This is a genomic window from Natronomonas gomsonensis, assembly GCF_024300825.1.
Taxonomy (GTDB): domain Archaea; phylum Halobacteriota; class Halobacteria; order Halobacteriales; family Haloarculaceae; genus Natronomonas; species Natronomonas gomsonensis.
In genome coordinates this window covers 1133627-1159244 of record NZ_CP101323.1, presented here as the reverse complement: position 1 = coordinate 1159244, position 25618 = coordinate 1133627, and the positions used below count along the sequence as shown (strand labels likewise).

At 55.3% G+C, this 25618-nt stretch carries 18 protein-coding genes and 1 tRNA gene; 12 read left to right on the top strand and 7 right to left on the bottom strand.

Features of this window, described 5'->3' with window-relative positions:
- Positions 1-6: 6 nt before the first annotated feature.
- Complete coding sequence (dph5, locus tag NMP98_RS06390; protein ID WP_254860700.1) at positions 7-807, bottom strand: diphthine synthase; 801 nt, start codon at positions 805-807, stop codon at positions 7-9.
- Positions 808-897: 90 nt separating this feature from the next.
- On the opposite strand from dph5, the gene NMP98_RS06385 reads away from it, so the two are divergent.
- The 3 genes from NMP98_RS06385 (at position 898) to NMP98_RS06375 (ending at position 4654) form a co-directional block, all read left to right on the top strand.
- A complete protein-coding gene (locus NMP98_RS06385) occupies positions 898-1884 on the top strand; it encodes a class I SAM-dependent methyltransferase (RefSeq protein ID WP_254860699.1) in 987 nt (328 codons plus the stop codon).
- 90 nt (positions 1885-1974) lie between these two features.
- Positions 1975-4518 (top strand): PGF-pre-PGF domain-containing protein, encoded by a 2544-nt coding sequence (locus NMP98_RS06380; RefSeq protein ID WP_254860698.1) that lies wholly within the window; start codon positions 1975-1977, stop codon positions 4516-4518.
- 63 nt (positions 4519-4581) lie between these two features.
- A tRNA-Thr gene (locus NMP98_RS06375) sits at positions 4582-4654 on the top strand.
- A gap of 201 nt (positions 4655-4855) precedes the next feature.
- Here NMP98_RS06375 and NMP98_RS06370 read toward each other — a convergent pair.
- Positions 4856-5509, bottom strand: a complete 654-nt coding sequence (locus NMP98_RS06370; protein ID WP_254860697.1) for a DUF8102 family protein — start codon at positions 5507-5509, stop codon at positions 4856-4858.
- Between the two features lie 60 nt (positions 5510-5569).
- On the opposite strand from NMP98_RS06370, the gene NMP98_RS19650 reads away from it, so the two are divergent.
- From NMP98_RS19650 to NMP98_RS06345, 6 genes are all read left to right on the top strand, one after another.
- A complete protein-coding gene (locus NMP98_RS19650; protein ID WP_497007561.1) occupies positions 5570-5704 on the top strand; it encodes a DUF7557 family protein in 135 nt (44 codons plus the stop codon).
- Positions 5705-6019: 315 nt separating this feature from the next.
- Positions 6020-7219, top strand: a complete 1200-nt coding sequence (locus tag NMP98_RS06365) for a replication endonuclease (RefSeq protein ID WP_254860696.1) — start codon at positions 6020-6022, stop codon at positions 7217-7219.
- Complete coding sequence (locus NMP98_RS06360; protein ID WP_254860695.1) at positions 7216-8136, top strand: ParB/RepB/Spo0J family partition protein; 921 nt, start codon at positions 7216-7218, stop codon at positions 8134-8136. Before NMP98_RS06365 ends, NMP98_RS06360 begins: the two co-directional genes overlap by 4 nt.
- A 74-nt stretch (positions 8137-8210) precedes the next feature.
- On the top strand, positions 8211-8564 hold the full coding sequence (locus NMP98_RS06355) for a hypothetical protein (RefSeq protein ID WP_254860694.1): 354 nt from the start codon (positions 8211-8213) through the stop codon (positions 8562-8564).
- Positions 8565-9006: 442 nt separating this feature from the next.
- Positions 9007-9576, top strand: coding sequence for an HTH domain-containing protein (locus tag NMP98_RS06350; RefSeq protein WP_254860693.1), 570 nt, complete (start codon positions 9007-9009; stop codon positions 9574-9576).
- Positions 9569-10870: a phage terminase large subunit gene (locus NMP98_RS06345; RefSeq protein ID WP_254860692.1), complete on the top strand. Its 1302-nt coding sequence runs from the start codon at positions 9569-9571 to the stop codon at positions 10868-10870. The genes NMP98_RS06350 and NMP98_RS06345 overlap by 8 nt, the downstream gene beginning before the upstream one ends.
- Before the next feature lie 19 nt (positions 10871-10889).
- Here the strand turns inward: NMP98_RS06345 and NMP98_RS06340 are convergent, their stop codons facing one another.
- Entirely contained in the window at positions 10890-11660 is a 771-nt protein-coding gene (locus NMP98_RS06340; protein ID WP_254860691.1) for a hypothetical protein, read from the bottom strand.
- Positions 11661-11824: 164 nt separating this feature from the next.
- Between NMP98_RS06340 and NMP98_RS06335 the strand changes: the two genes are divergently transcribed.
- Both NMP98_RS06335 and NMP98_RS06330 read left to right on the top strand, forming a co-directional pair.
- Positions 11825-13942, top strand: a complete 2118-nt coding sequence (locus NMP98_RS06335) for a GmrSD restriction endonuclease domain-containing protein (RefSeq protein ID WP_254860690.1) — start codon at positions 11825-11827, stop codon at positions 13940-13942.
- A gap of 54 nt (positions 13943-13996) precedes the next feature.
- On the top strand, positions 13997-14332 hold the full coding sequence (locus NMP98_RS06330) for a hypothetical protein (protein WP_152024095.1): 336 nt from the start codon (positions 13997-13999) through the stop codon (positions 14330-14332).
- Between the two features lie 21 nt (positions 14333-14353).
- Here the strand turns inward: NMP98_RS06330 and NMP98_RS06325 are convergent, their stop codons facing one another.
- Both NMP98_RS06325 and NMP98_RS06320 read right to left on the bottom strand, forming a co-directional pair.
- Complete coding sequence (locus tag NMP98_RS06325; RefSeq protein ID WP_254860689.1) at positions 14354-17980, bottom strand: DEAD/DEAH box helicase; 3627 nt, start codon at positions 17978-17980, stop codon at positions 14354-14356.
- Positions 17977-20862 carry a DUF1156 domain-containing protein gene (locus tag NMP98_RS06320; RefSeq protein ID WP_254860688.1) on the bottom strand — a complete coding sequence of 962 codons (2886 nt, stop codon included), beginning with the start codon at positions 20860-20862 and terminating at the stop codon, positions 17977-17979. The genes NMP98_RS06325 and NMP98_RS06320 overlap by 4 nt, the downstream gene beginning before the upstream one ends.
- Before the next feature lie 167 nt (positions 20863-21029).
- On the opposite strand from NMP98_RS06320, the gene NMP98_RS06315 reads away from it, so the two are divergent.
- Entirely contained in the window at positions 21030-21572 is a 543-nt protein-coding gene (locus NMP98_RS06315; RefSeq protein WP_254860687.1) for a TATA-box-binding protein, read from the top strand.
- 42 nt (positions 21573-21614) lie between these two features.
- On the opposite strand, the gene NMP98_RS06310 is transcribed toward NMP98_RS06315, so the two are convergent.
- Together NMP98_RS06310 and NMP98_RS06305 are read right to left on the bottom strand one after the other, a co-directional pair.
- Positions 21615-22238 carry a DUF7680 family protein gene (locus NMP98_RS06310; RefSeq protein ID WP_254860686.1) on the bottom strand — a complete coding sequence of 208 codons (624 nt, stop codon included), beginning with the start codon at positions 22236-22238 and terminating at the stop codon, positions 21615-21617.
- A gap of 2 nt (positions 22239-22240) precedes the next feature.
- Positions 22241-25612 (bottom strand): ATP-binding protein, encoded by a 3372-nt coding sequence (locus tag NMP98_RS06305; RefSeq protein WP_254860685.1) that lies wholly within the window; start codon positions 25610-25612, stop codon positions 22241-22243.
- Positions 25613-25618: the final 6 nt, after the last annotated feature.

Here is a 25618-nt window from a genome sequence, read left to right as displayed (position 1 = left end):
CCGTCTCTACACCGGGTCGGGAAGCGACTCCGCCGGTGCGCCTGCCAGCGTCGATAGCGCATCGTGTTCGAGGACGTGAAGGTCGCCCGGAATCACGAGTAGGTGGAGGGGGTCGCCGAAGGAGCGCTCCGCGAGGGCGTCGAGTTGGTCGGCGGCGACCACCGGGTCAGGGCTTCCCGCGCGGGCGACGACACAGCCAACACAACCGAGTTCCTCGGCGAACAACTCGGCGGCGTAGTCGGCGGTCATGTACTCCTCGTGGTCGGGGTCGATTCCCGACGGTCCGGTTCCGACCTTGATGTCGAGGTAAACGAGGGTGTGTAAGCCGCGCTCGCGGTTGTCGGCGATGGTATCGAGGACGCTGCCCGGAACACCGTCGGCGCCGTGGGCGTAGGGGAACGGGAGCGTCGTCGCCTTCCCGAAGCGGTAGTTCTGCAGGCCGGTCAGCGAGGCGGCGGCCGCCTCGGCTGTCGTCCCGTGGACGACGTGGGTCTCGATTCCCCGCTCTGCTGCCCGGAGTCGAAGGTCGACGTGGGTGGTCGAAATCATCGTGTCGCCGGCGGTGAGGAAGACGCACTCGCCGTCTTCGGCGGCGTCGAGTATCGGGCTGGGGTCGGATTCGACGCCGGGGCGGTCCCGGACCTCGATGTCGGTGTCGTGGTAGGATTCGAGGGATTGGACGCTCGCGCCGGCGAGTTTGCTGGTGTAGAACTCCGCGAAGACGCGGTCAGCCGACCGAATCGCCTCCCGGCCCTCGACGGTAATCGAGCGTTCGTCGTAGAGGCCGAGACCAACGAAAGTGAGCATACTCCCGTTCGGGGGGCCGCGGTCAAAAGCGCCGCGTTCGCCGGTCGCGGAAACGTCAGGCTTACCGCCCGCGCCCGCCGACTGCCCGTAATGGCTGTTCCGTGCGTCCGCGTTCCCCGCGAGCGGGGCGAAGAAACTAGACAGCGACTCGCCGAAGCGGACGCTATCGCCGACGGCTACGAAATCGAAGTCGTCGACGGCGACATCTACATTCCCATCGAGGAGTCACTCGACCCGACAGGGGTCGACGGCGACATCGTCTACCGGGACGCTCCGGTTCGAGAGGGCCAGACGCTCCCGAAAGATTTGCTCGACTTCGACCCCTCATACGGGCGACTCGGCAAGATAGCCATCATCGACGAGGACGACGACGAACGCGCCAAAGAGATTGCCGACGCGCTCATGGATTCGGATTTGCCCATCGAGACGGTCGTCAACCGCGCCTCGCCAATCGAGGGTGAACTCCGGGTTCGAAACTGGGACGTACTCGCCGGGGAGACGACCGAAACCGTCCACAGCGAGTACGGCTGTGCGTTCGAACTCGACATCGAAGACGTGTTCTTTTCGCCCCGACTGGCAACGGAGCGCCACCGCGTCACCGAACAGGTCGAATCCGGCGAGCAGTTCTTCGATATGTTCGCCGGCGTCGGGCCGTTCGTCATCCCCGCCGCGAAGCGAGGTGCCGAGACAGTCGGTGTCGACCTCAACGAGGCCGCCGTCGAGTACCTCCGTCGGAACGCCGAGCGAAACGGCGTCGAAGACCGCGTGACCGCCATCGCAGGTGACGTTCGGACGGTCGAGGGGTACGACGACTGGGCGGACCGAATCGTGATGAACCTCCCACACAGCGCCGACGAGTTCCTCGACACCGCCGTCGAACTCGCCGGCGACGACTGTGTGATTCACTACTACGACATCCAACACGACACCGACCCGTTCGGTCCCGGTGAGGCGGCAATCCGGGCGGCCGCCGAACCGGCCTACGAGGTCACCGTCGAAACGAGACACGACGTTCGGTCGTACGCCCCCCACGAGCGCAACGTCTGTCTCGACGTGCGGCTTCGTCGCTCCCCCTGAGTGGACCGTCCGCTATCGTTTGGACGCGTTTGTCAGAATTCCTTTAGTGTGATGTGAGAACCGTCGTAGTAACCAGGGGTTCCCCAGAATATGCGTACCGAATCGATAACCGCGGAGCGTGTTCGTTCGCTGCTGTTGGTCGCCGTGATGATTTGTGCGCTCGTCGGTGGCTCCGTCGCGGTGGCCGGGTCTGCGACGGCCGATTTCGACACCTCGTCGGAGTTCACGACGGACGACACGAGCAGCGACGGAACCGACAGCACTGAGAACACGACCGAATCGGCGGAGACGACCGAAAACGAAAGCCGGACACACACCGGGGAGGCGACGGCGGGGCCGGATAGCGTCGGCGTGACGGCTGGGGCGGATGAACAACCGGCAATCGCGACCCCCGATGCCGGGCCGGCGACGTTGCGGTTCACGGAGGACGAGGCCAACGGCTTCCCGGCCGACGGGACGGCGACGCTCGCGCTCCCCGAAGACGGCGGCGTGACGTTCGATACCGAGGCGAGTTCGGTCTCGGTGACCGCGACCAACGCGACGGTCTCTGAGACGACACTGTCGGAACGGAAACTCTCGATTGCGGTCGACACCGACGACGGAGTCGAGAGCGAAATCGCCGTCGACGGACTCCGCTTCGTCGCCACGTCAGACGCGGCGGCAGTCGAGGCGACGTGGTCGTTCGGGGACGCGACCGGAGCCACGACGGTCCAACCGGAGCGAATGACGGCCGCCGGATTCGGGTCGGTCGTCCCGCGCGGCGTCGACGGCGGCCCCGACGGCGGAACCGGGTTCTCACTGCAACCCGACCCACAGAATGCCCGAACCAACGGCTTTCACGAACGGGGCGAGTTCGTCGGCGTCTTCATCGACGAAGCCTACGCCGACCGACTCACCTTCGACCGCTCGTCGGTCGACGACCTCGAAATACGAACCAGCAGCCAGTGCAGACGGGACAACTTCGCCGAAACGACGGGCACCAGAAACGCCTACGTCCAAGGCAACGTGCTGTTCTTCAGAGTCTACTGTCAACTCGACCACGACGACTATCTCACCGTCCAGAACGTCCGGTTCAATACGACGGGTGCGACCGCGGATGAGTCCCCCGACTTCGATGCGGCACTCGACGTGAAGTACGACCCCGTGAACAACACCGACTCGACGCGTGTGACGGCTGACGGCGACGACCGCCTGTCCGTCCGCTCGCCAACCGTCGAGGGGGCGACCACCTCGGTCGAACGAGGGACGAACGCCACCACCGGCGACCAGCCGGTGTCGGTCACGGTCGCCGACGAACACGGTGGCTTGGTGGCCGACGGGAGCCAACTCACCGTCTCGCTGACCGGCGGCGACGGCGTCTCGTTCAACGACTCTCAGAGCGTCGAAGTCGTCTCCGAGAGCGACTCCTTCACCGCGACGGTCGCCGACGTGACGCCGGACTCGCTCGTCCTCGACGTCGACGGCGACAGTTCCGCGGGCGATTCGCTGACGATTCAGGGCGCCAACGAGAGCGGCCTCACCTTCGATGTCGGCGAGAACGCCTCCGACGCCAATCTGACGGCGACGACCAACGCCGGGGGCGACGACGTGACCCAGTCGGCGGGGAGCGTCTCAGTCGGTGGTTCGGACTCCGGGACTGACGAAGGAGACGAAGGAGAGGACGAAGACAGCAGTGGTGACGACGGTGGTGGTGAGGATGGAATCGGCGATGGTGACGATGGCGACTCCGACGGTGATGGCGAAGACGGTGAGAACGATGATGGCGAAGACGGCGAAGAAGACAGCAGCAACGATAGCGACGATAACACTGGCGACGGAACCGACGACGGAACTGAAAACGCAGATGACGACTCCGGTCCTTCCGGCGGCTCCGGGGACTCGCCCCCGAGTTCCGGCGGTGGCGGAGGCGGCGGAGGCGGAGGTGGCGCCCCTGCGGATGACTCGACCGACGACTCCACTGCCGACGACAACGCCGCAGCGACGGCGACCCAACCCATCGAGGACGCCGCACCCGACCAGCCCGGCACGACCGTCGAGTTCGACATCGGCATGCTCGATTCCATCACCTTCGCCGAGGGGGCGTCGGGCAACGTCACGGTGACGGTCCACGAAGAACTCCCCGAGGGCGTCCCCGCCACGCCCGGGACGATGATACGGGCGATGAGTATCGACGTGCCCGAGGAACTCGAAAACGAGTCGGCCACCATCACCATGTCAGCCGATGCCGACTCGCTCGATGCAGACCCCGAACGGGTCGCGCTGGATCACTACGATGACGGGGATGGCGAGTGGGACACCCTCGAAACGACGGTAAGCGAGTCCGAGAGTGGCGAGTCCACCTTCGAGGCGACCACGCCCGGGTTCTCGCTGTTCGCGGTCCAGACGACCCAGCCGACGCCTACTCCGACAACGTCCGGAACCGAGGGGACGGCGACGCCGGCGGATACCGAAACGGAAACGCCGACACCCACCGCCGCTCCCAGCGGCGACGACGCCGGTGGTGACGGCCCCCTCAACGAAGCCGCCGGTTTCACCCAGTCGATGGGAACGAGCGTCCTGCTTGGAACCGCGATTGCCGCGCTGCTGCTCGTCGTCTCGGGTATCCGGTTGTACCGTCGCAACGATAGCCTGTAGTCGCGTCCCTCGAAGTAGTTCGCAACCCTTATTGCGATTATCCTCCCACGGTGGAATAGGCGCGCCGGAGTAGCTCAGCTGGCAGAGCGATTCCTTCGTAAGGAATAGGTCGAGGGTTCAAATCCCTCCTCCGGCTTGCATAAAAAGGGTTCAAGTCCTTTTACAGCTATGTGCCGCGATTTTACTCCTTGGTGGGGTATATAAATAGCATTTCTATTAGGTAGTTCGTCAATCTATCTGTGAGTACGACTCACCGACGGTAACTATTGGTCGCCTGCGCTGTATTCTCTTAGAACGAGGAGTTTGTGGCTCCGACGTTACGTGCCGAGGAAAATCATTAGTCAATCTCATCTACTGTATCCTCAATATCGGTGGTGATGCTTCTTAGAGCATTCGTATTATCTGTTATCGATGGATAACTTCTGGCATCCTCCCATTCGATTGTATCAGAGATAACGAGCGCCATCAGCGCATCTTTCGTCAACAACTCCTCGTCTTCGTATCGGTTTTCGAGTTCATCCAGAGGCACCACACCCTCGATATCAAAGTCAAAGGTGACATCCATAACGGGCAGTTCATCTTGAGTGCGAACAGCTCCCTGAATGATAGCTGACTGAATACCTGCCTCAAAGGCCCATTCAAACAGGTCTTGTCGTAATCTAAATCCTCGCATCAAAAACTCGAATACATGGGGGAGGCTATTCGTTAGTTCATCATCTGCATCGTGGCCAACGGCACCTTCCTCAACATCCTCATGTACTCCATCAAATATCTGATTGACATGAGTGGTATCTAACCACTGGAGGAGAGTAAAATCAATGAGTGCGTGACGGACACGCCGACGAACACGCCAACTCATCTGACGCTCAGCTTCCGCCGATAGCTCGTCATCAAGCTGCCCGAGGAGCCATTTTCTCTGCCTCTCCGTTAAAATCCCTGTCGGACGGTCAATAGGTTCCGGTACAGCCTCATCTGTGGAGTCGTTATGCATTGGCGTAACGTTCGGTAGTAAAAATAAATATATTTTTCTATCGACGTCGGACCTTCTCATATGACGCAAACAACCATTTCGGTCTCCCCAGAAACCCGAGACCGTATACGGGAATTGAAGGGTGTTGAGCGTACCTATGACGAAGTTCTTCACGAGATGGTAGAGCAGTTCGAACCCGACGCTGCGGAACGATAGATATGGTTGAAACAATGGGTCATCGACATTCGTTCGACGGAGGGGGGCGATGAGCGACCCGATTGAGGAGCGCAGGGAGATGCTTGAGCGGCTGGCTGAGCGTGATGATTTGCGCGTCTCCGAGTATGCCCGTGCACTGCTTAACGGTGACGAGACATGACTGAACAGTCGCAGGCAGAGTTTGAGTCATCTCGCGAAACAACCGTGGGTGAACCCATTGACCCCCGGTGTCAGGGACCCCCCACTCAGGTCGCTTGCCGACCCTGGGAAGGGACTCCTCGGGCTGAAGACCATGATGCGCTCGAACGGCTTCTCATGGAATCGCCAGCAGGAGCGCCAGTAATCTGGTTTACTCGGACGCTGTTCGGTCCCGATGTAAAGTCGGGTGACGCCGACTGGCAGTTCGTCAAACGGCACGGTGAGCGCCATCACGAAGTCGAGCGGCCGACATCGAAGATAGCCGTTCAGGTGGCTCCCGGAGAGTACGAAACCCGCGAGAGGGACCCCGATTTTGTCTGGATATTTCCGACTCAGACCACGCCCGCTCCAGATGTGCTTGATAACCGGAGTGGCAAAACGGAACATGAGCACGATTCGACGGCATTGGAACGGGCAGAGAGATACCTTTCGCGGCGGGAAACGCTCCCTACGGCGAGGGCGTGGGGAGGGTTAGTTGAGGCGTTTGGTGGGAAGCTGTTCGGTGAGGAGCGTACAGATGGTGGGCCGGAGCCGACGCGGTTCAACGATGTAGCGAGAGCGCTGGGCGGTCGTGATAGGGTATGGACAGCGTTCGCCGGAGCTGAGGAAAAGGGATACCAGAAGGGGGTGCTCGTGACGGCGACGACGGCTCCCGACCGTTTCGAGAGCATTATCGACGCTGCTGATAGTCTGCTCGACGACGTCGAGTTGCTCCGTCGGTGGTTGGACCGACCGCCGGGAGTGACGGTTGTCGAACCGACGGAGCGAGGCGTTCCGCATACACATCTTGTGCTTTTCAGGCCGCCGCAAGAGCTACCCACGAGGCGCGAACTACACGACTACTGGTGGGTTAATCGAGAGCGGGGACAGCAGGTGGACGTCATGCCACTTGAGGCTGCAGAGTCCACGAGTGCCAATTCTGCAGAGGCATGGATATGGGCAGACGAGAGGTCAGAGAACATGGCCAGCAACCGGCCTTTGAGCTACCTCAGCGAAGGTGCGGAAGCGCTGGCGACGGTGGCTGAACTGAGGGCAGATGACGTGCTCGCGGCGGGGGCAGCCTATCGGGATGTAGGCGATGTGGAGCTTGACGCCGCGGCGGCTGGCGAGCGTGACCGCAATATAGCAGACGCTGTAGGATTCGATAACACAAAGACTGCGGCTGCAGTCCGACAGGCGGCGTGGTACTTCGGTACTGGCCTCCGAACAGTAACGCATCCGTCGCCATCACTCCGCAAGGCGGCAGAGGACGTAGCCGCTACGGCTTCCCGAAAAGAATCCCCTGAAGTCGGACGCACCGAGGGGGTTGGCTCATGAATGTCGAGAGTGTCTCGTCCGATGCTCTCAATGTCGACCCGATGAATGAACGAAATGACGTTGAGGACCTCACTGACCTCACTGAATCAATCAAGAAGTCCGGTGTGGTCCAGCCACCGATAGTGAGAAGGACTGAGACGGGGTATACTGTCGTAATTGGTCAACGGCGCGTGCGGGCGGCTCGGGAGGCCGGGCTCGACTCTATCTCAGTCCTCGTCGCCGACTACGATGACGCCGACGCGCTCCGTGCAAGTATCAGCGAAAATGTGGACCTGTTCCGACGGGAGGTGTCTGTGAAGGACCGATGTGAAGCGCTTCAGGAGTACTGGCAACGGATTGGTGGCAAGGGGATGCCGAGTTATTCACACCTCGGACATGAACTCGGTGTTCCGTCGGAGACGATACGCGCGTGGATGGAGCCGCTAAACGATGAGTGGAGCGGGACCGCACTTGATGTTGATACCCGAGAACAGACCGATGATGGCGAAGAGCTTGCAGACGCGGTGGGTGAGACGACTCTTGCTGACATCCGACGAGTCACTGATGGCGGCGAGGATGGGGAACGATTGGCTCAGTTGGTCGCCGAGGACGAACTAACCCGCCAAGATGTCCGGGACATCAAGGCCGATGTTGATGCGGGGGTGTCTGTTGATGACGCGATTGCGAAGGCCCGACGTGACCCACTGAAGCTATCGCTCCGGTTCGACCATGACATCTCGACGGCCATCCGAGAGTACGCTGAACGAACTGATTCCGACCCTGAGGCCGTGGTCGAGAAAGGTGTCAGGCAGTTACTCAGTGCTGAGGAGGTCCTCGATGGCGAAGGGACCATATCAGAGGCAGCAGCGGACGCGGCCACGCCCGATACAACGGACACGTCAGGCCAGAAGACATCCTCGCTGGAGGACCTCCTATGACCCAACTTCGCCTCTGGCTTGACGAAAGGTGTGCGGTTACTTCCCGCAAACGCAAGCTGTGACGGAGAGAAACTATGGCTGAGAGAAAATACACTACAGAAACTATGAATCACCAAGAAGAATGCATGATAACCTATGTCGATAGAGATAGAGAGATGGTATACGTCAATTTTGGCAAATTCGGCGATGTTGGCCTTTCTCCGGAGGATAATAAGCCGATAGTCGAAGCGACAATTCATACTGATTCATTGGAACCGGATGGCATCATACGGATAGATGACTTGGAGCGAAAATGGAGCCTTCGAGACTTGGACGAGTATTTCTGGAGCCGACGAGGGGAGGCTATTCAGCAACTGGCAAACGAAGACGAACCATTTTCACAAATTTGTCGGTGGTTCATCTTCCATTTCGACCTTCCCGAGAAGTAAACTAAATACCGTCTATTGGGAGCCCAACGAAACGGCAAAAACCTCAAATCAGAATGATAGTAAACAAGCTTTGGTCGTCAATGAGAACGTCTATTTCCGGGGTATTCGGAGAGAATTTGTCCCGGGTATTCACCTCTACAAATGAGCGAAGCAGAGATGGGTGTGGCCGGACCTCTCCGAATGTACATGTACATTTCAAGTGTACATATACATCTCCCTGTTACGAGGGCGTTCAATTCGAAATAGAACGGAGGGGAGAGAATACTGCAAAGCCGTTTTTACCGTATGTGCCCAGGTCTGTATATCCGCTGCGGGCGGTGAACGGGCCGGTGAGGGACGTTCGGCTCGTCACCGGGGGCTTGCGGACCACAAGCGTCGTCAAGAGTGTAAACTCGGCTGATTCAGTCCTAGCCGCAATGAGACGTGCAAATATGTGCAAGCTATGACAGAGAAAGAACCCGACTACACAAACATAGACCCGCCAGACGGGAAGCCCCCGAAAGACTTCACCGCTCATGAACGGCGAGCAGATATCTTGCAGACCATCATTGAATTGGGAGAGCCGTCCGCAGTAAATCAGCGAGAGCTCGCCGAGAGATACGATGTCCACGAGTCTACGGTCTCGCGTGACATGGACCGACTCCGCGAATCGATTACGGAACATCTGGGGACAGACGCGAAGTTCACCACCCGAACGTTGTACCAGCACGTCGTTCGGGAGTTACTCGCGGAGGATGATTGGCGGGCAACGAAAGCAGCATGGGATGTTGCTCAAGAGTGGAACGAGTGGTTGGCTGACATTGGTGAACAGCACCGCGAGCCCGAAAGGTCCGAACTCGACGTCGACATGCGGTCGAGGAATGTTGACGTCGCATACGAGGTCGTCCGTGATGGTGAGGGAGAGCCACTTCCGAAAACCGAGGGCGGGCATGTCGACCACGAGGCGCTCGGATTCACAAGCGGACCGGAAGGTGTTGAGGTAGAGACTTCAGGGGAGATAGACGATGACTGAAACCTCTGACCCAGGGTCTGAATCCGGTTCGCGTCCTGCAGATGGAGATGGTGGTGATATTGACGAGAACCGCTACATTCTCCGGTCGCTCTGGCAACCTCACGATGGACAGCGCGTCATTATGAACCACGACGCGCGCTTCAGAATTGTTGCCTGTGGACGTCGGTGGGGGAAAAGCGAGATGTGCGCTCACCTTGCGCTCGAACGTGCTCTTAGCGAGCCTAACATGGAGGTTTGGTGGGTTTCCCCTAACTACCAACAATCAAATGATTTTGGTTTCGATAAGATGAAGCCGTTACTCTCTCCAGACGTGCTTGCCGATGACCCGAAACGAACGAAGCCGCGTGAAATATCGCTAATAAACGGGTCTACTATCTCATTCCGGTCTGCAGAGCGGGAAGACTCTCTTCGAGGTGGTGGCGTCAACTTTCTCATCATCGACGAGGCTGGCTCGGTTCCGGACCGGGCATGGACAGACGAACTCCGCCCGACTCTCTCAGACACACTCGGGGATATGATTGCGATTGGGACACCGAAAGGTAGGAACTGGTTCTATCGATGGTTTCAGCGTGGGAAATCGGTTGACCATCCGGATGTTGCAAGCTGGCAGGCTCCAACCAATCAGAATCCACACGTCCCTGATTCGGAGATAGAGTCCGCGAAAGAGGATATGCCGGAACGAGTCTTCGAACAGGAATACCAAGCCCACTTCGTGGATGATACTGGTAGCGTATTTGGCGATATCCGTGAGCGAAACGTCGAGGACTACACGCTTCCAGTCAGTGTCCGTGAGAGTGCGTCCCCGTTCCGTATTGGCGTTGATTTCGCTCGCTTCGATGACTGGACGGTTGTACTTGTTATAGATGGAGAGGACCGCGTAGTCGCTTTCGAGCGTGTCCAGCAAACCACATGGGATAGGATTCAGACTATCATTGAGCGACTTGCCGACCGCTACGAACCGCATATCGTCGCTCTGGATGGAACCCGAGACAACAAAATCGTAGAGGACATCGAAAGAGCGGGATACCAAGTTGACCCGATTCGGTTCTCATCTCGAAAGAAGCAGACGCTGATAGAGAATCTCATCACGGAATTGGAGACAGGGCGTATCACGGTCCCGGCGTCTGCAAACACACTCCTCAATGAGCTAGAGATGTACGAGTTCGAGAGGACAGAAAGCGGTCAAGTCAGTTACTCAGCACCGTCGGGATTCCATGACGATTGTGTGGATGCACTTGCCTTAGCCGTTTCAGCATCATCGCCAACACCGAAGACCATCCCTTCGACCTTTTGACTCTAACGTCATTACGGTACTAAGAAAGTTCAGCTACTGTTGCATTCAACGTCAACATCAAGAACAGCATCGAAAGTACGGCGATGTCTTGGTCAAGATATGCAGATGATGGAGAGCCGTGAACTATGGCATTTCTATGCTCATAGAAGTCTTCGTAGGGAGGAATCACGTCACCTGTTTCTACACCGTGGAACTCTTGATTACTGTACGCCTGTGCAAACGCGTTAACTTTCTTTGACCTACCATAGTATCCATCATCATTAGTCGAGTAGCCGAAATGGTCACAGAGCATCGACATCAGACCGTCTTGAACACTAATGAAGTAGAAGGCAGCTGCCCCGTATGAGTTGTTATCAAAATGCTCACGACCGGTTTTGAGACGGTCAAGATATTCCTCCAAGTCGCTGTATCCCCCTGACTCAATTTCTTCAATAAGATTGTCTAATGATTCACGTCCAAGCTGTTCAGCGACAGGCGTTACAGACAAATCATCGGGGTCGTAGTCTTCGGGTGAATCAAGCCCACTAATATCATTCGCGATGACCCTTGATATCTCTTCGAAATATGATTCAATTGCTTCATACAGACTTGTCCAGTCTATAGACTCTCGTATTGAATCACGGGCTTGTCTCACGGTGTCAGCTGCTTCATACATGCTAACTATCGTCTCGGCAGGTATGTTAACCTCTAAATCGACATTTGACAAGCCAGCCATAGCAGCTGCCTCTGCGCTCTCAACTACCGATTCGCTTGCATCGTCGGATTCATTTTCATCCTCGTCTGATGGCATAGTCAAGTCGTCACATCCCGCCTACGTAGGTGTGTTGATAGGCTGAAATTCCCGGACCTCACACCTGTACAAATCTACTGGGGAAATTCTGTCTGGGCGCTGCTCTCAGAGTGGCGATAATCGCCACCCCAGAGTATTTTGTTCTCTGCTTTGGAAGTTGCCGTATGGAAATTAGCAAGCTTCTGGATAGGGTCGAGTCTAATGCGATTGTCCTTCCAGAATTCCAACGTGAGTTCGTCTGGAAGAACTCGCAAGCAAAGGAACTGATGAACTCATTATTCAAACAGTACCCTATTGGGAGCCTGCTCACGTGGGAAACCGAGAGTCCCCCGGAAATCAAGAACGAAGCCATTGAACAGGAGAAGCATGCTCTCTTTGAGGTTCTTCTCGACGGACAACAACGGTTGACCGTCCTCTATATGCTCGTCAAGGACGAGATTCCTCCCTATTACGAGGAGGAAGACATCAACAACGACCCTCGAAATCTCTACTTCAACGTTGACAGCGGCGAGTTCCACTTTGCTAACAAACGGGTTCGTGAGGGGGCTGAATGGGTCAAGGTTACCGAGTGTTTCAACGACGATGTCGAGGCAATCTCTATCGCCCAAGAGCAGCTCGGCGACGACCCCGAGAAGGTCTTAGAACTCTCTAAGAAGTATAGTAAGCAGCTGAATCAACTCCAGAGTATCACGACACGGAGCCTCCCGGTAGAGACACTCCCGAAATCTGCAGACATTCATCAGGCTATCGAGCTCTTCGATAAAATCAATTCACAGGGTACACACCTGAGTGATGCCGAGCTCGCGCTGGCTCACATGAGTGCTGAGTGGGCTCATATTCGGCGGCATATGAAGGCTAAACAGGCTGAAATGGCTGAGGAGGGCTTTGATTTCAACCTCAACTTCTACGTGAAGTGCATGATAGGTACACTAACCGAGACAATGACCTACGAGCAGGTCTATGACATTCCTGAAGAAGAACTCATCTCTAAGTGGAATCAGCTGGCGGAGGATGGAGGTGTCTTCGACTACGTAATCAACGTTCTCCAGAATGATGGGCATATCCCGAACTCCGACTATATCAACACTCGCGACGTTCTGATTCCATTCATCGTCTATCTCGATAAACAAGACAAGCAAATCTCGCATCAAGAGAAAACACAGTTCCTGCGATGGCTTTACGCTGCAATGATGTGGACGCGGTACAGTGGTTCTTCAGACACGACTGTTGAGCATGACCTTTCTCTCTTGGACAATGAGTCCCCGACAGACCATCTGATGCAGGAGATTCGCGATGAACGGGGCCGTATCGAAGTGCAAGCCTCAGACCTCCAAGGCCGCGGGAAACGAACCCGTCGTTTCTACAATATGGTGCGAACCGTCATCCGTGCAAACGACCCCGTCGACTGGAAGACCGGCGAGCCACTCAAAGGGAGCTACCGACTGGAATCGCACCACATCTTCCCGAAGAGCAAATTGTACGATGAATACGATTCCGGAAACTCAACACACCGGAAGTTAGTCAACGAGATTGCTAATCGAGCGTTCTTGACGCCTACCACCAACAAACAATTAGGCGACGACCTCCCGGAAGACTATCTTCCAGACATCATTGAGGACCATCCGCAGGCCATTGAGTCGCAGTTCATCCCAGACAACTCCGAGCTGTGGAAACTGGAAAACTACGAAGACTTCCTCGCCAGAAGGCGCGAACTCTTGGCTGATGCCATCAACGATTACATGGACGATTTGATAATCGATGGAGGCGGGGGTAAGGAAAAGGAATCCGCCGAGGAACTCATCAACAAGGGCGAAAACCCCCGTATTGAGTTCAAAGAGACGTTCCTGTACGATGTGTACCGTGACCAGCCGAACAAAGACTTGAAGAAGGAAGTCGCGAAGGAGATTGCCGCGCTGGCTAACTCCGAAGGAGGGGCTGTCGTCATCGGGGTCGAAGATGACACTAAGGAAGTCAAGGGTCTCGAACGAGACTACAACCTAATGCAGAAGGGTAAGGATTCGTTCGGACTTCAGTTACGGCAGGAAGTCGCGAATCGGTTGACACAGATGATGGCGACCGCGTATACTCACGTCAACTTTGAGGAGGTTGACGGTAATGAAGTCTGTGTGATTTGGGTAGATGATAGCCCGAAGCCCGTCTTCTTCGAGGAAGACGGTAGCGAACAGTTCTACGTCCGAACAGGCACCTCGGCCCAGCCACTCAGCATTCAGGAAGCCAATGAGTACATCGACGAGCACTGGAGTCAAAGCCCGATAGCGTAGTTCCTCGGTCGCGAAAGCCCACCGCTTTATTTTCGAGACACACAACAGGCCAGTATGGCAATTGTTCGATGTCAGGACCACCCTCCGAGACACACGAACTACGAAATAGCAGTAAAGCCAGTCGGCTACCCAGATACTGCGCTTATTTGCGGTCGAGATATTGACGAACATACTGAACCGGGCTGGGTATTCCTGAAGCCAGAGGAATATGAGGAGTATCAGAATGGGAGTCGTGTGTTCCGTCTCTGGGGACCCGATTCCTCTTCAACTGCCTCGAAGGTTCGTGTGAGTGATGACGTAGTGGAGGGCCTCAACCGATGGGTCGGTGAGGACGAAGACGACTCGAAGAGCGGTCTTCAATCGCAATCAAGCATCGGCAATTACGAATAGTCTCGACAGAGCAGGCCCTTATCACTCCTCAGTCAACCAGCTGTGGATAGTCTGCTTCGCGTCTGATACGTCCGGCAAAGATGTCCCCTCGGGCAAATTCCCCCGAGAGTCATTTTGGACAGCCGGTAGGACAACATCAGCACCAGCAGTACCCTCGTAATCTGTCTCAACGGTCACGCTTTCTGCCTCCTGAGACCCGCAAACGAAGGCAACTTCGGAGTCTTGTCCTTGGGTCGTCTTTGCGACGAGACTATCGAAGAGCGGGTCTCCGGGGAGCAACAGACGAATAGATGGGAACTCCTCTGCCACAGCTGGGTCGAAGGTAACCACCGCTTCGTCAGCTCCCCTCAGCTCAGCCTGCGCCGTCGTTTTGGCGGTCTCAGGCGTCTCGATTTCAGTCTGGTCAGGAGCATCCAGCACGTACGCACCACGTGCTGTTCCGGGGTACTCGTCGGCTCGGTCGTGGTTCCGAAGAGCGGTGAACTCCCAGCCGGCCGAGCCTAACACTCGGCTCTGTGTGAGAAGAGTCTCCATCAGTTCAAGACTCGCAGTAGGCTCATATGCGCGAGTACGCTGGCCGACTGCCGCTATAGCCGGATGATGAGCATCACCCCAACCGACCAGCCCTGCATTACGGATGAGCGATTCTCGCGTCACCTCGGCTTCCTCTTCCTCGTCAAGGCCCGCATTTTCCGCTTCTCTCTGTGCCGCCTCGGCGCGCTGCTCGGCTTGGTCGGTTACCTGTTCGCCTGTATCTCCGAAATCGTCGTCCATGACCGCTGTCTTGATATCGCCTTCAAGACTGTTGAGGACGGGACGCATTGGCCCAACGACGTCCTCGAAGAGGTCGAGCCGGTTCTCCAGCTCCTCATAGATGTCACCGTCGACGCTGTCCTCGTAGGCGTAGTTGATGATTTTGACTACTGGATTTGTCTGCCCGATGCGGTCGATACGACCAATGCGCTGCTCGACCCGCATCGGATTCCACGGCAGGTCGTAGTTGATGAGCGCGTCCGCCGTCTGAAGATTAAGCCCTTCGCTCGCGCTATCCGTACAGATGAGGATATTTGTTCCCCCCGTGCTGGTGAATTCCTTTTTGATGGTTTCCTTCCCGACCATCTCCCATGAGTCGGTCTCGGCGTTGTATCGACTCCCGCCAGACCCGCTGTAGGTTCCGACATTCGGGTGTGTGTCGGTCAGCGTGTGCCGAATATGGTCGAGCGTATCCTGATACTGCGTGAAGATGACAATGTTGTCACGGGCGTCCTGTCGGAGGCTCTTGATGTCGTTTCGTAGGTGGACAATCTTCGGGTCGGTGATTGCACGGTCCAGTTCGTCGATGAAGTCACGAAGCTCTTCGAGCTCGCGGCTTACGATGCTCAGGTCTCCGGTCGGCCGGTACGCGTCGAGCGATGTCTGTCCGACAACTTCGTCTATCGTTGCTTCGGTCACTCCCGTATCTTCACTGAGCCGCGAGACCTCCTCAGTCATATCCTCAACCTCCTCGTCCAGCTTGTCGATGCGGCGACTGAGGCTCTCCTTGATAGCGTAGAGACTGCTCGTGAGCCGCTGCCGGTAGGTCGTCATGACGAACCCGAGTGCGAGCTTCTCTTTCCCAGTGAGAGCCTTCTGCGAGGCCTCGTAAGTGTCGTCGATGTAGTCCTCGACCCGGTCGTACAGCGGCTTCGCCTCTCCGAGGTCGATTCGCTTCGTCTCGACTGACCGCTTCGGGACGGTGTCTTCCAACAGCCCCAGTTCCTTGCACTGCTCCAAGACTGACCGCGTGTTCCGGAAGATACGGGACTGGACAGGCGTCGCCCATTCGGCCGCCTCAACGAGTGCTTCCCAGCCCTCAACGCCGCAATCGAAGGCGAGACGGCGGGGGTTATCGAACCGCGAGGATGTCTCTCTGAGCCCAACCAACTTCTCAAGCGACTTTCGCTCTTTCAGCCCGAGGGATTCGGTGTTGTCCACGAGCTCTTGTGCCCGGCCGTCGTAGCCGAGGTAGGCATCGATGTGGTCGTGGAGCATCTCGGCGAAAGTCTCGATGCGGGTCTGGGCGAGCTGTTTCCCTTCCTTGTCATCACTGAGTTCCAGTTCCTTCCGGACAGAGTCAAGAACCGTCTGTTCTGCAAGGTTCGACTTCCGAGAGCCCGTTTCCACCTCGTTGAGGCTCTCTTCGAGCACCCGGCGCGTCTCGAAGAACTTCTCGAACTGCTCCTTATCATCCCACGACTCGGGCAAGTCGACCAACCGGAGCAGGTCGTACAGCTCGCCCACGTTCAGCTGCATCGGGGTCGCTGTGAGTGCGTAGAGACACTCCGAAACCGACTCGACTCTGGTGAGCAGGTCGTACAGCTGTGTCTCCTCTCGTGCGCTGTGGGCCTCGTCGACGACCGTGAGGTCCCAGAGCGTGTCGTCGCGCTCGGGAGCGACGTGGGGCTGGTTGTCTTCCATTCGGGCGGTGTGCCACGACTGGATAATGACACTCGGCTCGTCGCGGTTCCGGATGTACCCTCCAATGGGAGTGTTACTCCACGTGTCGGCCTGCCGCCAGCCATCCAGTTCGACTCGGTGGTCGTTCGGGCCACCGAACGGGCCAACAAGGTAGTCTCCGTCGTACGCCCGGTCGTGGTAGTAGGCGTGGATATTGAATCGGTTGAATAGCTCGTCCTGCCACTGCTGAACCAGTCCAGCCGGGACGAGCAGGAGCGCGTTCTCAACCTGACCAGTGTGAACGAGCCGAGAGAGCGTCAGTCCGATTTCGATGGTCTTCCCCAACCCGACCTCGTCACAGAACAGGAGTTTGTTCGGGTAGATGGAGACCGCCGTGTCAGAAATCGTCCGCTGGTGGGGCCATATCTGTTCGAGCGTGCTGATATCCTCGGCGAGGTGCAGTCCCCCCGGCGTACGCCCAGCGGCCGAGACGACCTTCCCAGCGGCAGTTTCAGAGACGGTCGCTTCGGGTGAGTGTTCGCGGACGCGTTCGACGTGTTGTTCGAGGTCGCGGTCTGTCTCGGTCCAGTCGATGATATCCTGCTGGGCGGCCTCGTCGAGTTCGTACACGTCGACGGAGGGGTGTGAGTCCTCCCAGAGCCGTTGGAAGGTGTCGACATCCTCTTCGACGTACTTGCGTTCGCCGTCCATCCACGACCGGTGGACTTTGAACCGCTCGTAGTTGTGTTGCCACGCGGTTAGCGTCTCATTGACGCTTCCCTCGAAGGAGAGCTTGTTCGGCTCCTCAGCGTCGTCGATTCCGATGCCGAGCTTCGGGTGGAATATCCCCCCACCGGGAGCGGGGTCACCAACCCGGATTTCGAGGTCTCCCCGGTCAAGGAGCGTCCCGATGATAGCGAGTTGGGACTCGACCCACGGCGAAAGCGGTTCGTCGCTATCGGGGAACAGGGCACCTTTCTCGCGTTCCTGTAGGTCGGCCCCAGCGATGACACGCACTCGACCCTCGGTTTCCAGCAGAGAGTCGACGCCTTCGAGAGCGTTGGCGAGACTGCGGAGGCTTAGGTAGCCTGCGAGCCGGTCATACCGAACGACCTCGCTAAGGAAGGGTCGGTAGAACGCGTCCATCAACGTCTCGTCGCGGCCGAAGCCGCTCTCGTACACCGGTCGCCACGAGACGTCTTGGAGTGTCATTCTGTGTGGTCACCGAGAGAGGTCTGTCGTTCAACGCCAGACATATCGATGTGGTCAACGTTGATGTCGAGGTACTCGCCGGTCTCGCCGGAGATGAGGTTAACAAGTGTTTTATACATATTGTTGTCTTCTGGTAAAACTTCAATAAGTGCCGTCACGGAAACCCCGAATGCATCATCTGACTTGAGGTTTCTTTCGGTAAGCCAGTCCCATGCCGCTTCGGCACCTTCTCTCTCATAGACGTGTAAGGCAGCATGTACGGTATCAATTGTGTAAGTAAATCTATAATCGCTTGGATTGACTGGATACTTCCGGGAAGAAGGATTATCGACACTATCATCACGAAGCATAATGATGTCCTGTACTCGGTCGTCTGTACTTTTTAATTGAATATCACCTCTACTCTTCCCCCAGATTTTTGTGGATTGTTTTATATCATCGATATCAACCCCAGCAGCGACTCCAAGTTGTCGTCCCTCATCGTATGGCACAGTATCATTCTCATAAATTAGCCATGTGAGAATATACCACCTAGTAAGTGAATCAAGTTCGGACACTCCCTCTGTATTCAGAAACCGTTCAGCGATGACGCTTGTAACAGCTTCCCGCGCTTCGCTTAGGGCTTTGCGTGGTCTAATCTTCTCACCTTTCTTATTGACAACGGGATATTCCTCGGCGTACCGATGAAGTGTCGGGCCATATGCCGCTATAGCTGTATCAGTCTTTGAGATGGTATACCCTGAATCGAAAATATCTTCTGCCTCCTTCTTAGCTACCTCCTCGATATCTGATTTTATATCATCCCAGAGACTTGTAGAATTATTTGAACCATTATCGCGCTTTCGGCCCACAAGTAGAATCGAGCTATCGGCACTTGATTTCCCCTGCAACCCAACGCGGTCCGACATTTCAGTCTTTATTGGATGAGTGGCCGTAATGGTGAAGTTAGCTTCAATTAATGCCGATGTGAGAGTATCCCAGGCATCCATATCACGATGCGTAAACATTATTGTCATTATTCCATCAGAACTAAGCAGACTATGTATCTCTGAGAATATCTCTTGCATCTTTTGCTCATAGAATTCGTTTGCAAGCTCTTTGCTAGATTTTTCGCTCCCAGATACGCCACTAAACCTAGACGGATTTGCGACGGCTTCATCATCTTTATTAGGCAGTTTAGAATCAAATAGGCCTGGATGGATGTCCTGAATATATTCCTTCTGAAGAACATAAAATATTTCTGATAGTTCTGCGTACATAATGCTGCTATAGTATGGTGGGTCAACGATTGCAGCATTAATGCTACCAGATTCGATATCATCAGTCAGGTTCGCTGCATCCCCAGAAAGCACTTCGACTTCATTTGATTCCGAATTTTCGACAAATCTCGATAGCTCTTGGTATGCATCAAGAACTCGGTCGGACTGGCCAACGTATCCATGTCGAGGTGCAGATATATTGTTATCAACAGCCATCTTCTTAATCGAATAGTTATTATCTGAGAACATATATGCCCCATTTCCGTACGCGTCTCGCCATGCAGCTAACCTGTTATTAAATGTCATCACTCGGCTTGCAGAAAATGTTAGTAGAGTTAAGATGGCATCCGACTTCTCCTTGCTATACTCTTCTCTGATTTTGTCTTTGCACTTATTGAATGCTTGAAGATATTCATAATGAGTAACCAGCTGTCTTGGAGTAAAGGTATCTCTCCATTCGTTCATCCCGTATTTTTTAATTTGATTAGTGTTGAGTCCCTCCTCAATAGGTTCAGTGAGGAAGTCCATCATTTCAAAGTCGGAGTGTAGTCGCTCGGTAGCTCTATTCATCCCCTCTTTGTCCACTTCAGACCCAGCACGAAATACGCGCTCTCCGTTCCTGTTTTTGTAATTCACACCATAAATACTATATTCGAAGTTTTCGTTTTTGATTTTTTCACGTATTTCCTCACTTTTCGTCACAACACCACAGTGCGGACACTCTGCATCCCCCCGCGTAACTGGCCCCTCGTTCACGTTATACTCTGAATCCTGTATATTTTCTACTTTTATATGCTCATATTCGACGGTTCCATCTTGATATATCGGCTTAACAGCATCACCACCATCTGTAGTTTTGTTCAACCACCATTTCCCAGTAAGAGGAATCTCTCCTTTGCAGGAATTACATTTAATCAAATACGTGAATGCACAATTCAATATTTCGCGGCCGGGTTCCTCTGTCGGGAAATATTCATCAATATTTTCTTTAGCAATTTCGTGTATCTTGTCTCTCCACTCATACACTTCTGGCTCAAGTGACCCAACTTGAGGTGCGTATTTCAAAGCTGCTTTCATTATTAAGCTGGGAACAGGATTGAGCTCGTTCGCTTTTACTGGGAATCCATAACGTATCGATTCAAACGGGATTATTCCCCTCCCGGCGGTGGGGTCAAGAATTGTAGGAAGGTCCCCTCCCCACCCGTCGCGAACTATTTTGTGAAGCTCATTTAGTTCGGCTTTTGATGGTGATTGGGTATTCGGATTCGGATAACCATAATGCTCATCGAGCGTTCCACTACTCTTTTTTTCTGCGAACTTTCTTTCTACATAGTCACTTATATCAGAATCAATCTCCTTTGGACCTATTTGCATCAGTTGTAGTAGTTCGTCCGGGTCAATTCTCCCAGGGTATACCGAAGCGATAGTAGCCAATCGGGCTACCGGTGTTGGACGGGCAGCAAACCATTTTTGAAAACTACGGAGAGGATGGCAACGAGCAGCCTCAATGTCTTTTTGACTTTCAATGTCAATGGCTGTCAAAGGTAACTTTTCTTCGATAGCAACCCTGTCCGGTGCGTTCGTTTCTCCACCGTCTATATCGTCAGTTACTTTTTCAGTCATAATACACTCAATTGTTAACACGCATAACAACTGCCGGTGTAAGACCTTCGGTTCTCCTTTTTCTACGCATGGGCTTATTGGTAACCACGCTTCCGATAAAAAAGCGGCTGCTGCATGACCCCACACAACCAGAACGGTGAATTGCCTTGCGGGTTCTGGTATAACTAATGGTAGAGATGGTAAACATCGTCGCTGGAGGAGACCTAAACCGTGAACTCAACTTAGAAGCAATAAAATCGGAGCTGTTCAGCAATAAGACACTATCGTCTGAGTTTTCAGGTGGAGGTTCTTGGCAACTTTTAATCCGGTTTGAAGAGCGAGGGACAGTTATATTATACCGAACTGGAAAATACATCTTGCGAGGTGGGTCAAACTTCCAAAATTTAAGAAAATTAAAAATGGAATTTTTACAGGCTCTGGAAGAGATTGGTGCTATATCCGATATTAATGATGTTTCGTTCAACATCCAAAATATTGTATTTCTCGAAGAACTCAGTTCCTCAATAAATCTAAATGAAACGCTCGTTCAGTTGGGTATGGAAAATGTGGAGTACGAACCCGAGCAATTTCCAGGCTTAATTTACCGGCCAGAAGATTTTGATTTAGTGATGCTAATATTTGCAAGTGGTAAAATAATTATTACTGGCACTACTATTGAAAAAAATGTAGCAAGTGCTATAAAATCTCTTAGTGAAGAGCTTGGAATATGATTTTTGATTTAATTTTTATTTAGTGAATTCTACACGACTTAACTAGTCAATATGGCCGGCTAGTAATGTTCGCAGTGCTTTCACCCCACTTGGCGAGGTCGGTGACCTTGCCTTCGCGTGCCAGTAGTAGCACTCCCCCAGACTCATCTGGGAGATACCATCAGCTATCTCCCTGAGTCTATCCCGTCGCTGAACGTGCTTCATCGCCCGGAACGCAATCGACAACCGCACACCAGCGGCCTCTGGAAGCGATAGGCTCGCTGGCGCACCCGTACAGACGGTTTCGGGCTCCAGCCCGGCTTCCCGGAGCGTCGACTGGATGAGGTAGCTCACTTCGTTGAACCGCTTCCCACGGAGTGTGGCGATTTTGATTGCACACCAGTCCGCCCAGTCGTGCCCGAGGTCGTCACCGTCGAGGTCAGCAGGAGTCTCTCCCCCGACGATGGCTTCGCCCAGCTCGACGGTCGTCACCTGAGTCGATTTGTGAACTTGGTCGAACCGCTCCTGTCGTGCCGTGGCGATTTCTTTCGGCGCGAGTTCGTACAGCGTGATTTCCGCTCGGTCGTCCTCGCGGTTCCGAGTGAGGATGAACGTCGGCCGGTCGCCGTAGACACCGCTTGTGAACGCGAAAGACTCGCCCTCGATGAAGCCCTGACCCTTGCTCATAGTTACGAGTCTCCTTGGTCGCGGGCTCGTATTTCAACCTCCGTTTCCATCGTCACCGTGAACGCGTTGTCCACGGCGAGCAAGTCGTCGAGGGCTTCGAACGTTTCCCCGTATAACATCGGGTCGTCTTGACCGTCAAACTCGATGCTGAAGTCGGCTTCGGCTGTCCGCTCACCGTCGGGCGTCGAGAAGTCCTCCGGTTCCATATTGAACCGGAAGTGGTCTGCGAACGCTGACGGGTCACCCCGGTAGGTGATATCCACCATCGACTCGCTCTCGTCGTAAGCGGTGTAGTCGAAGTTGACGAGCGTGTGCTCTGCGAACTCGTCGGAGTCGCCGAGCTTGTCCGCCGTGAACCACGCGCCCTTCCACCCGTCGGCACCCTCTATCCGAATCCAGACGCCCTCGACTGCCGTTATTATCTCATCTGGGTGCCCCGAGTACTCCGACCGGGCTCGCTCAATTGCCGTATCGATGTCCGCTCGCATCTCCTTCAGAGCCCGAGGCACGTGGTACGGAGACGATGTGGACGCACTCGCTGACATTGGGAACAGGCTTTCGACTGAGCAAGGGAGGTGGTCTTGATACGCCTCCTGTGAGCCGAAAGTATCGTCACATTCGTCGCAGGTGACTTTCTCAGCGATATCGCAATCGTGCTCGTCGTAGGCTTCCTGTGAGTCGAAGGTCTGTCCGCAGTCAGAGCAGGTAATCGTCGTGTCCCAGTCGACGTCGACCTCCTCGACGAGCTCCTCAACCGAGTCGTACACGCGGTGTGACTTTGCCAGCTTCACGTCCCGGTAGTCGAGCCCGGTCTGGAGGTTGGTCGCATCGCTGAGGTCGCTACTATGACCGTGGAGAGTCGTGTCCTCGCTGTAATAGCCCGTGTTGGCTTCACCGTCCCAATACGTATATTCGCCTTCGGAAACCATCCGGGCAATTGTCTTCCGCAACGGAATCGGAGAGAGCAGTATCTCGACGTCGTGAACGTTTCCAGAGTCGTCCTCAACACTCGTTCGCTTGCCGAACTGCTCTTCGAGAGCCCGCGTGGTCATCGAGTCAGCACCCTTGTTCCAGAGCGTCTTCTCGAACCACTCGACACCGTATGCTCCTTCGCCCTCGGGGATGATTTTCCCCGATTCCTCCAGTTTGTCGATGACAGCCTGATGGATGGTTGTGTCGGTGGTAATCCGGCGATGGGCGAGACCGCCGTCGCTGGGATAGTACAGGTGGGTGTACGCCTTCTTGATGTCTTGGTCGAGCGTTCCTTTGGCTTTGTCGAGACGCTCAATCAGCTCGTCTTGCTGTCTCTCGTTCAGGTCGAACTCCTCGCCGAGGTTGTTCTGTATGTGCTTGATAGCGGCTACTCGTTGTGCAGTGCGCTCGGCGTCGCGTATTGCGTCCCCGGTAGCGGCGAGGAAGACAATATTGTTCTTATACACGCGCGGGGAGTGTTGCCCACCGCTGGACGATGCAGTGTTTTCGTGGAGGGTCTGGATAACGCTGGGAACGTCCTCCGGGTCGTGAACGCTCACCGTATCGAAGTCCATCACACAGAGATGGGCTTCGTCAGCCACGTCAGGCACTTTGTGTGGCTCTTCGGGACCGACAATCACGTTGAGGGTTCCCTCACCGAGTGCAGATTCGAGAGCTTCTTCCAGATGACGACGGGCTAAGCCCTCCTTCAGTCGGTCGACGACGGAGTCGATAGTCTTAGTGAGGTTCGCTTCCGATTTGAACTGAATCTTCTCGCCCGCATCTCCGTGGAGGAAGAAACACGCCGACTGCCGACCGCCGCCGAGGAGGTTGGTCAATGCGTCATCGTAGTGTGCGAGCTCCACGTCGAGATGAGCAACGGCGTGTCGAATTGGACGGCGTGTCGTCCCGCGTCCGTCAGCTCCCTTGACGATGCTCTTCCAGAGAATAGTCGTCGTCAGATGAGTCCCGAGGGGTGGATGTCCCTTGGTCGTCCACTTCCGGTCTTCTTCCTCGGCGTGCGCAGTCCCGTCGTCGGAGTAGATGTCGTTCTTGATGGCCGCCTCGAAGTCCATATCGACCGAGCTGAACAACCGAAGAAGCGTCGTGAACACGTCACTATCGGACGGGTGGAGGTCGAACAGCCGAACATAGTGGCGTCCGTCCTCGTCAGCATCAGAGTTCCACAGCTGGTGGATACCCCGCGAGAGGAGTCGAAGGGCTCCGCGAGTTTTCTGGAACGAGGGGAGTGAGTCGAGTTCCTCCGTGAGTGTGTCGATGACGGTCGGATGAATTGGATAGCTTTCAGCCAGCCGCTCACGATGCTCCATAGAACTCGCATGTTCTGGGAACGACTCCCGGTCACCGTTGTAGAAGGAGGCGTACGCGTCGGCTGTCGCTTCACGGGCAGCGTCCGGGACGTCCTCAAACAATCGATGGCCGAGAACAGACGCCACTTCCTCGTCCTCAGTCGGCGTGATTGAGCCCTCTGTACGGTCGGTGATGCTGTTGAACTCGGAGATAGTCTCCGCAACTAATCCTCTGACATCCTCAGCCCGGTCGTGGAAAGCCGTGTCTGCGATACTCAGCACGACAGTGAGCTGGTCAGTGTTCTGTGTCGCCGAGAGAAGCGACATCAGGAAGGTATTCGTCTGTTTGGCGAGTGTCGAGTCGCCCACCTCAACCGCAGCAGTCTGTTCGAGATACGCTGCGATTTCGTCGATGAGGACCAGTGACGGATTATCGTGTCTGTCAAAGAGCCGTTCGAGCTTCTGGCTTCCCGGGGGAGACTGCTGTTCGTCGTTTTCCCGAAGGAATTCGTAGCCCTCCTGCCCGAAGAGTTGGTACGCCAGCTCACCCCACATCGTCTTCGTCTCTGGCGCATTCGGGTCGGTATAGTCACATCGAGCACTGGTCCCATCGACGTGCGTGCCAACGAAGACCGCTGTATTCACGTCGAGACCAAGAGCGGCGGCTTCTCCATAGTTATCGGCAACTCCCTCGTCGTCGAGAAAATCTGAGAGGTCAGGAACTGCATCTGGTTGTTCAGCCAGATGGTAGGCAGCAATCTGGTTGTGGGTCTTGCCTCCACCGAATGAGGTGTCGAGACGCAACACACCGTTCGTTCCACTATATTCGTCGTTGTAGTAGGAGACGAAACGAGTCGCAAGACGTCCTAAAAGCTCCTGTAATCCGTCGGTTGGGAAGGTCTTCTCGAAGAACAGCTCCGGGTTAGAATAAACATCAGGTGCATCGTCAGAGTGAGCAACATCGGCGAGACTGGCTGCAAACTGGTCCTCTGCGAGTTCACCGATAAGAACGTCTTGACGCGGCGTACAAGCATCGAATATCGTTGGTAGCTCTCCTTCTTCACTCGGTGCTTCCGGTGAGGCGTCGCTCATATGTCT

Excerpts from the sequence above, each read along its gene's own strand:
- NMP98_RS06335 (WP_254860690.1), top strand. The coding sequence starts at position 11,825 with ATGGAAATTAGCAAGCTTCTGGATAGGGTCGAGTCTAATGCGATTGTC.
- NMP98_RS06340 (WP_254860691.1), bottom strand. The coding sequence starts at position 11,660 with ATGCCATCAGACGAGGATGAAAATGAATCCGACGATGCAAGCGAATCG.
- NMP98_RS06365 (WP_254860696.1), top strand. The coding sequence starts at position 6,020 with ATGGAATCGCCAGCAGGAGCGCCAGTAATCTGGTTTACTCGGACGCTG.
- NMP98_RS06325 (WP_254860689.1), bottom strand. The coding sequence starts at position 17,980 with ATGACACTCCAAGACGTCTCGTGGCGACCGGTGTACGAGAGCGGCTTC.
- NMP98_RS06315 (WP_254860687.1), top strand. The coding sequence starts at position 21,030 with ATGGTAGAGATGGTAAACATCGTCGCTGGAGGAGACCTAAACCGTGAA.
- NMP98_RS06355 (WP_254860694.1), top strand. The coding sequence starts at position 8,211 with ATGGCTGAGAGAAAATACACTACAGAAACTATGAATCACCAAGAAGAA.
- NMP98_RS06330 (WP_152024095.1), top strand. The coding sequence starts at position 13,997 with ATGGCAATTGTTCGATGTCAGGACCACCCTCCGAGACACACGAACTAC.
- NMP98_RS06385 (WP_254860699.1), top strand. The coding sequence starts at position 898 with ATGGCTGTTCCGTGCGTCCGCGTTCCCCGCGAGCGGGGCGAAGAAACT.
- dph5 (WP_254860700.1), bottom strand. The coding sequence starts at position 807 with ATGCTCACTTTCGTTGGTCTCGGCCTCTACGACGAACGCTCGATTACC.
- NMP98_RS06345 (WP_254860692.1), top strand. The coding sequence starts at position 9,569 with ATGACTGAAACCTCTGACCCAGGGTCTGAATCCGGTTCGCGTCCTGCA.
- NMP98_RS06320 (WP_254860688.1), bottom strand. The coding sequence starts at position 20,862 with ATGACTGAAAAAGTAACTGACGATATAGACGGTGGAGAAACGAACGCA.
- NMP98_RS06370 (WP_254860697.1), bottom strand. The coding sequence starts at position 5,509 with ATGCATAACGACTCCACAGATGAGGCTGTACCGGAACCTATTGACCGT.
- NMP98_RS06350 (WP_254860693.1), top strand. The coding sequence starts at position 9,007 with ATGACAGAGAAAGAACCCGACTACACAAACATAGACCCGCCAGACGGG.
- NMP98_RS06305 (WP_254860685.1), bottom strand. The coding sequence starts at position 25,612 with ATGAGCGACGCCTCACCGGAAGCACCGAGTGAAGAAGGAGAGCTACCA.
- NMP98_RS06360 (WP_254860695.1), top strand. The coding sequence starts at position 7,216 with ATGAATGTCGAGAGTGTCTCGTCCGATGCTCTCAATGTCGACCCGATG.
- NMP98_RS06380 (WP_254860698.1), top strand. The coding sequence starts at position 1,975 with ATGCGTACCGAATCGATAACCGCGGAGCGTGTTCGTTCGCTGCTGTTG.
- NMP98_RS06310 (WP_254860686.1), bottom strand. The coding sequence starts at position 22,238 with ATGAGCAAGGGTCAGGGCTTCATCGAGGGCGAGTCTTTCGCGTTCACA.
- NMP98_RS19650 (WP_497007561.1), top strand. The coding sequence starts at position 5,570 with ATGACGCAAACAACCATTTCGGTCTCCCCAGAAACCCGAGACCGTATA.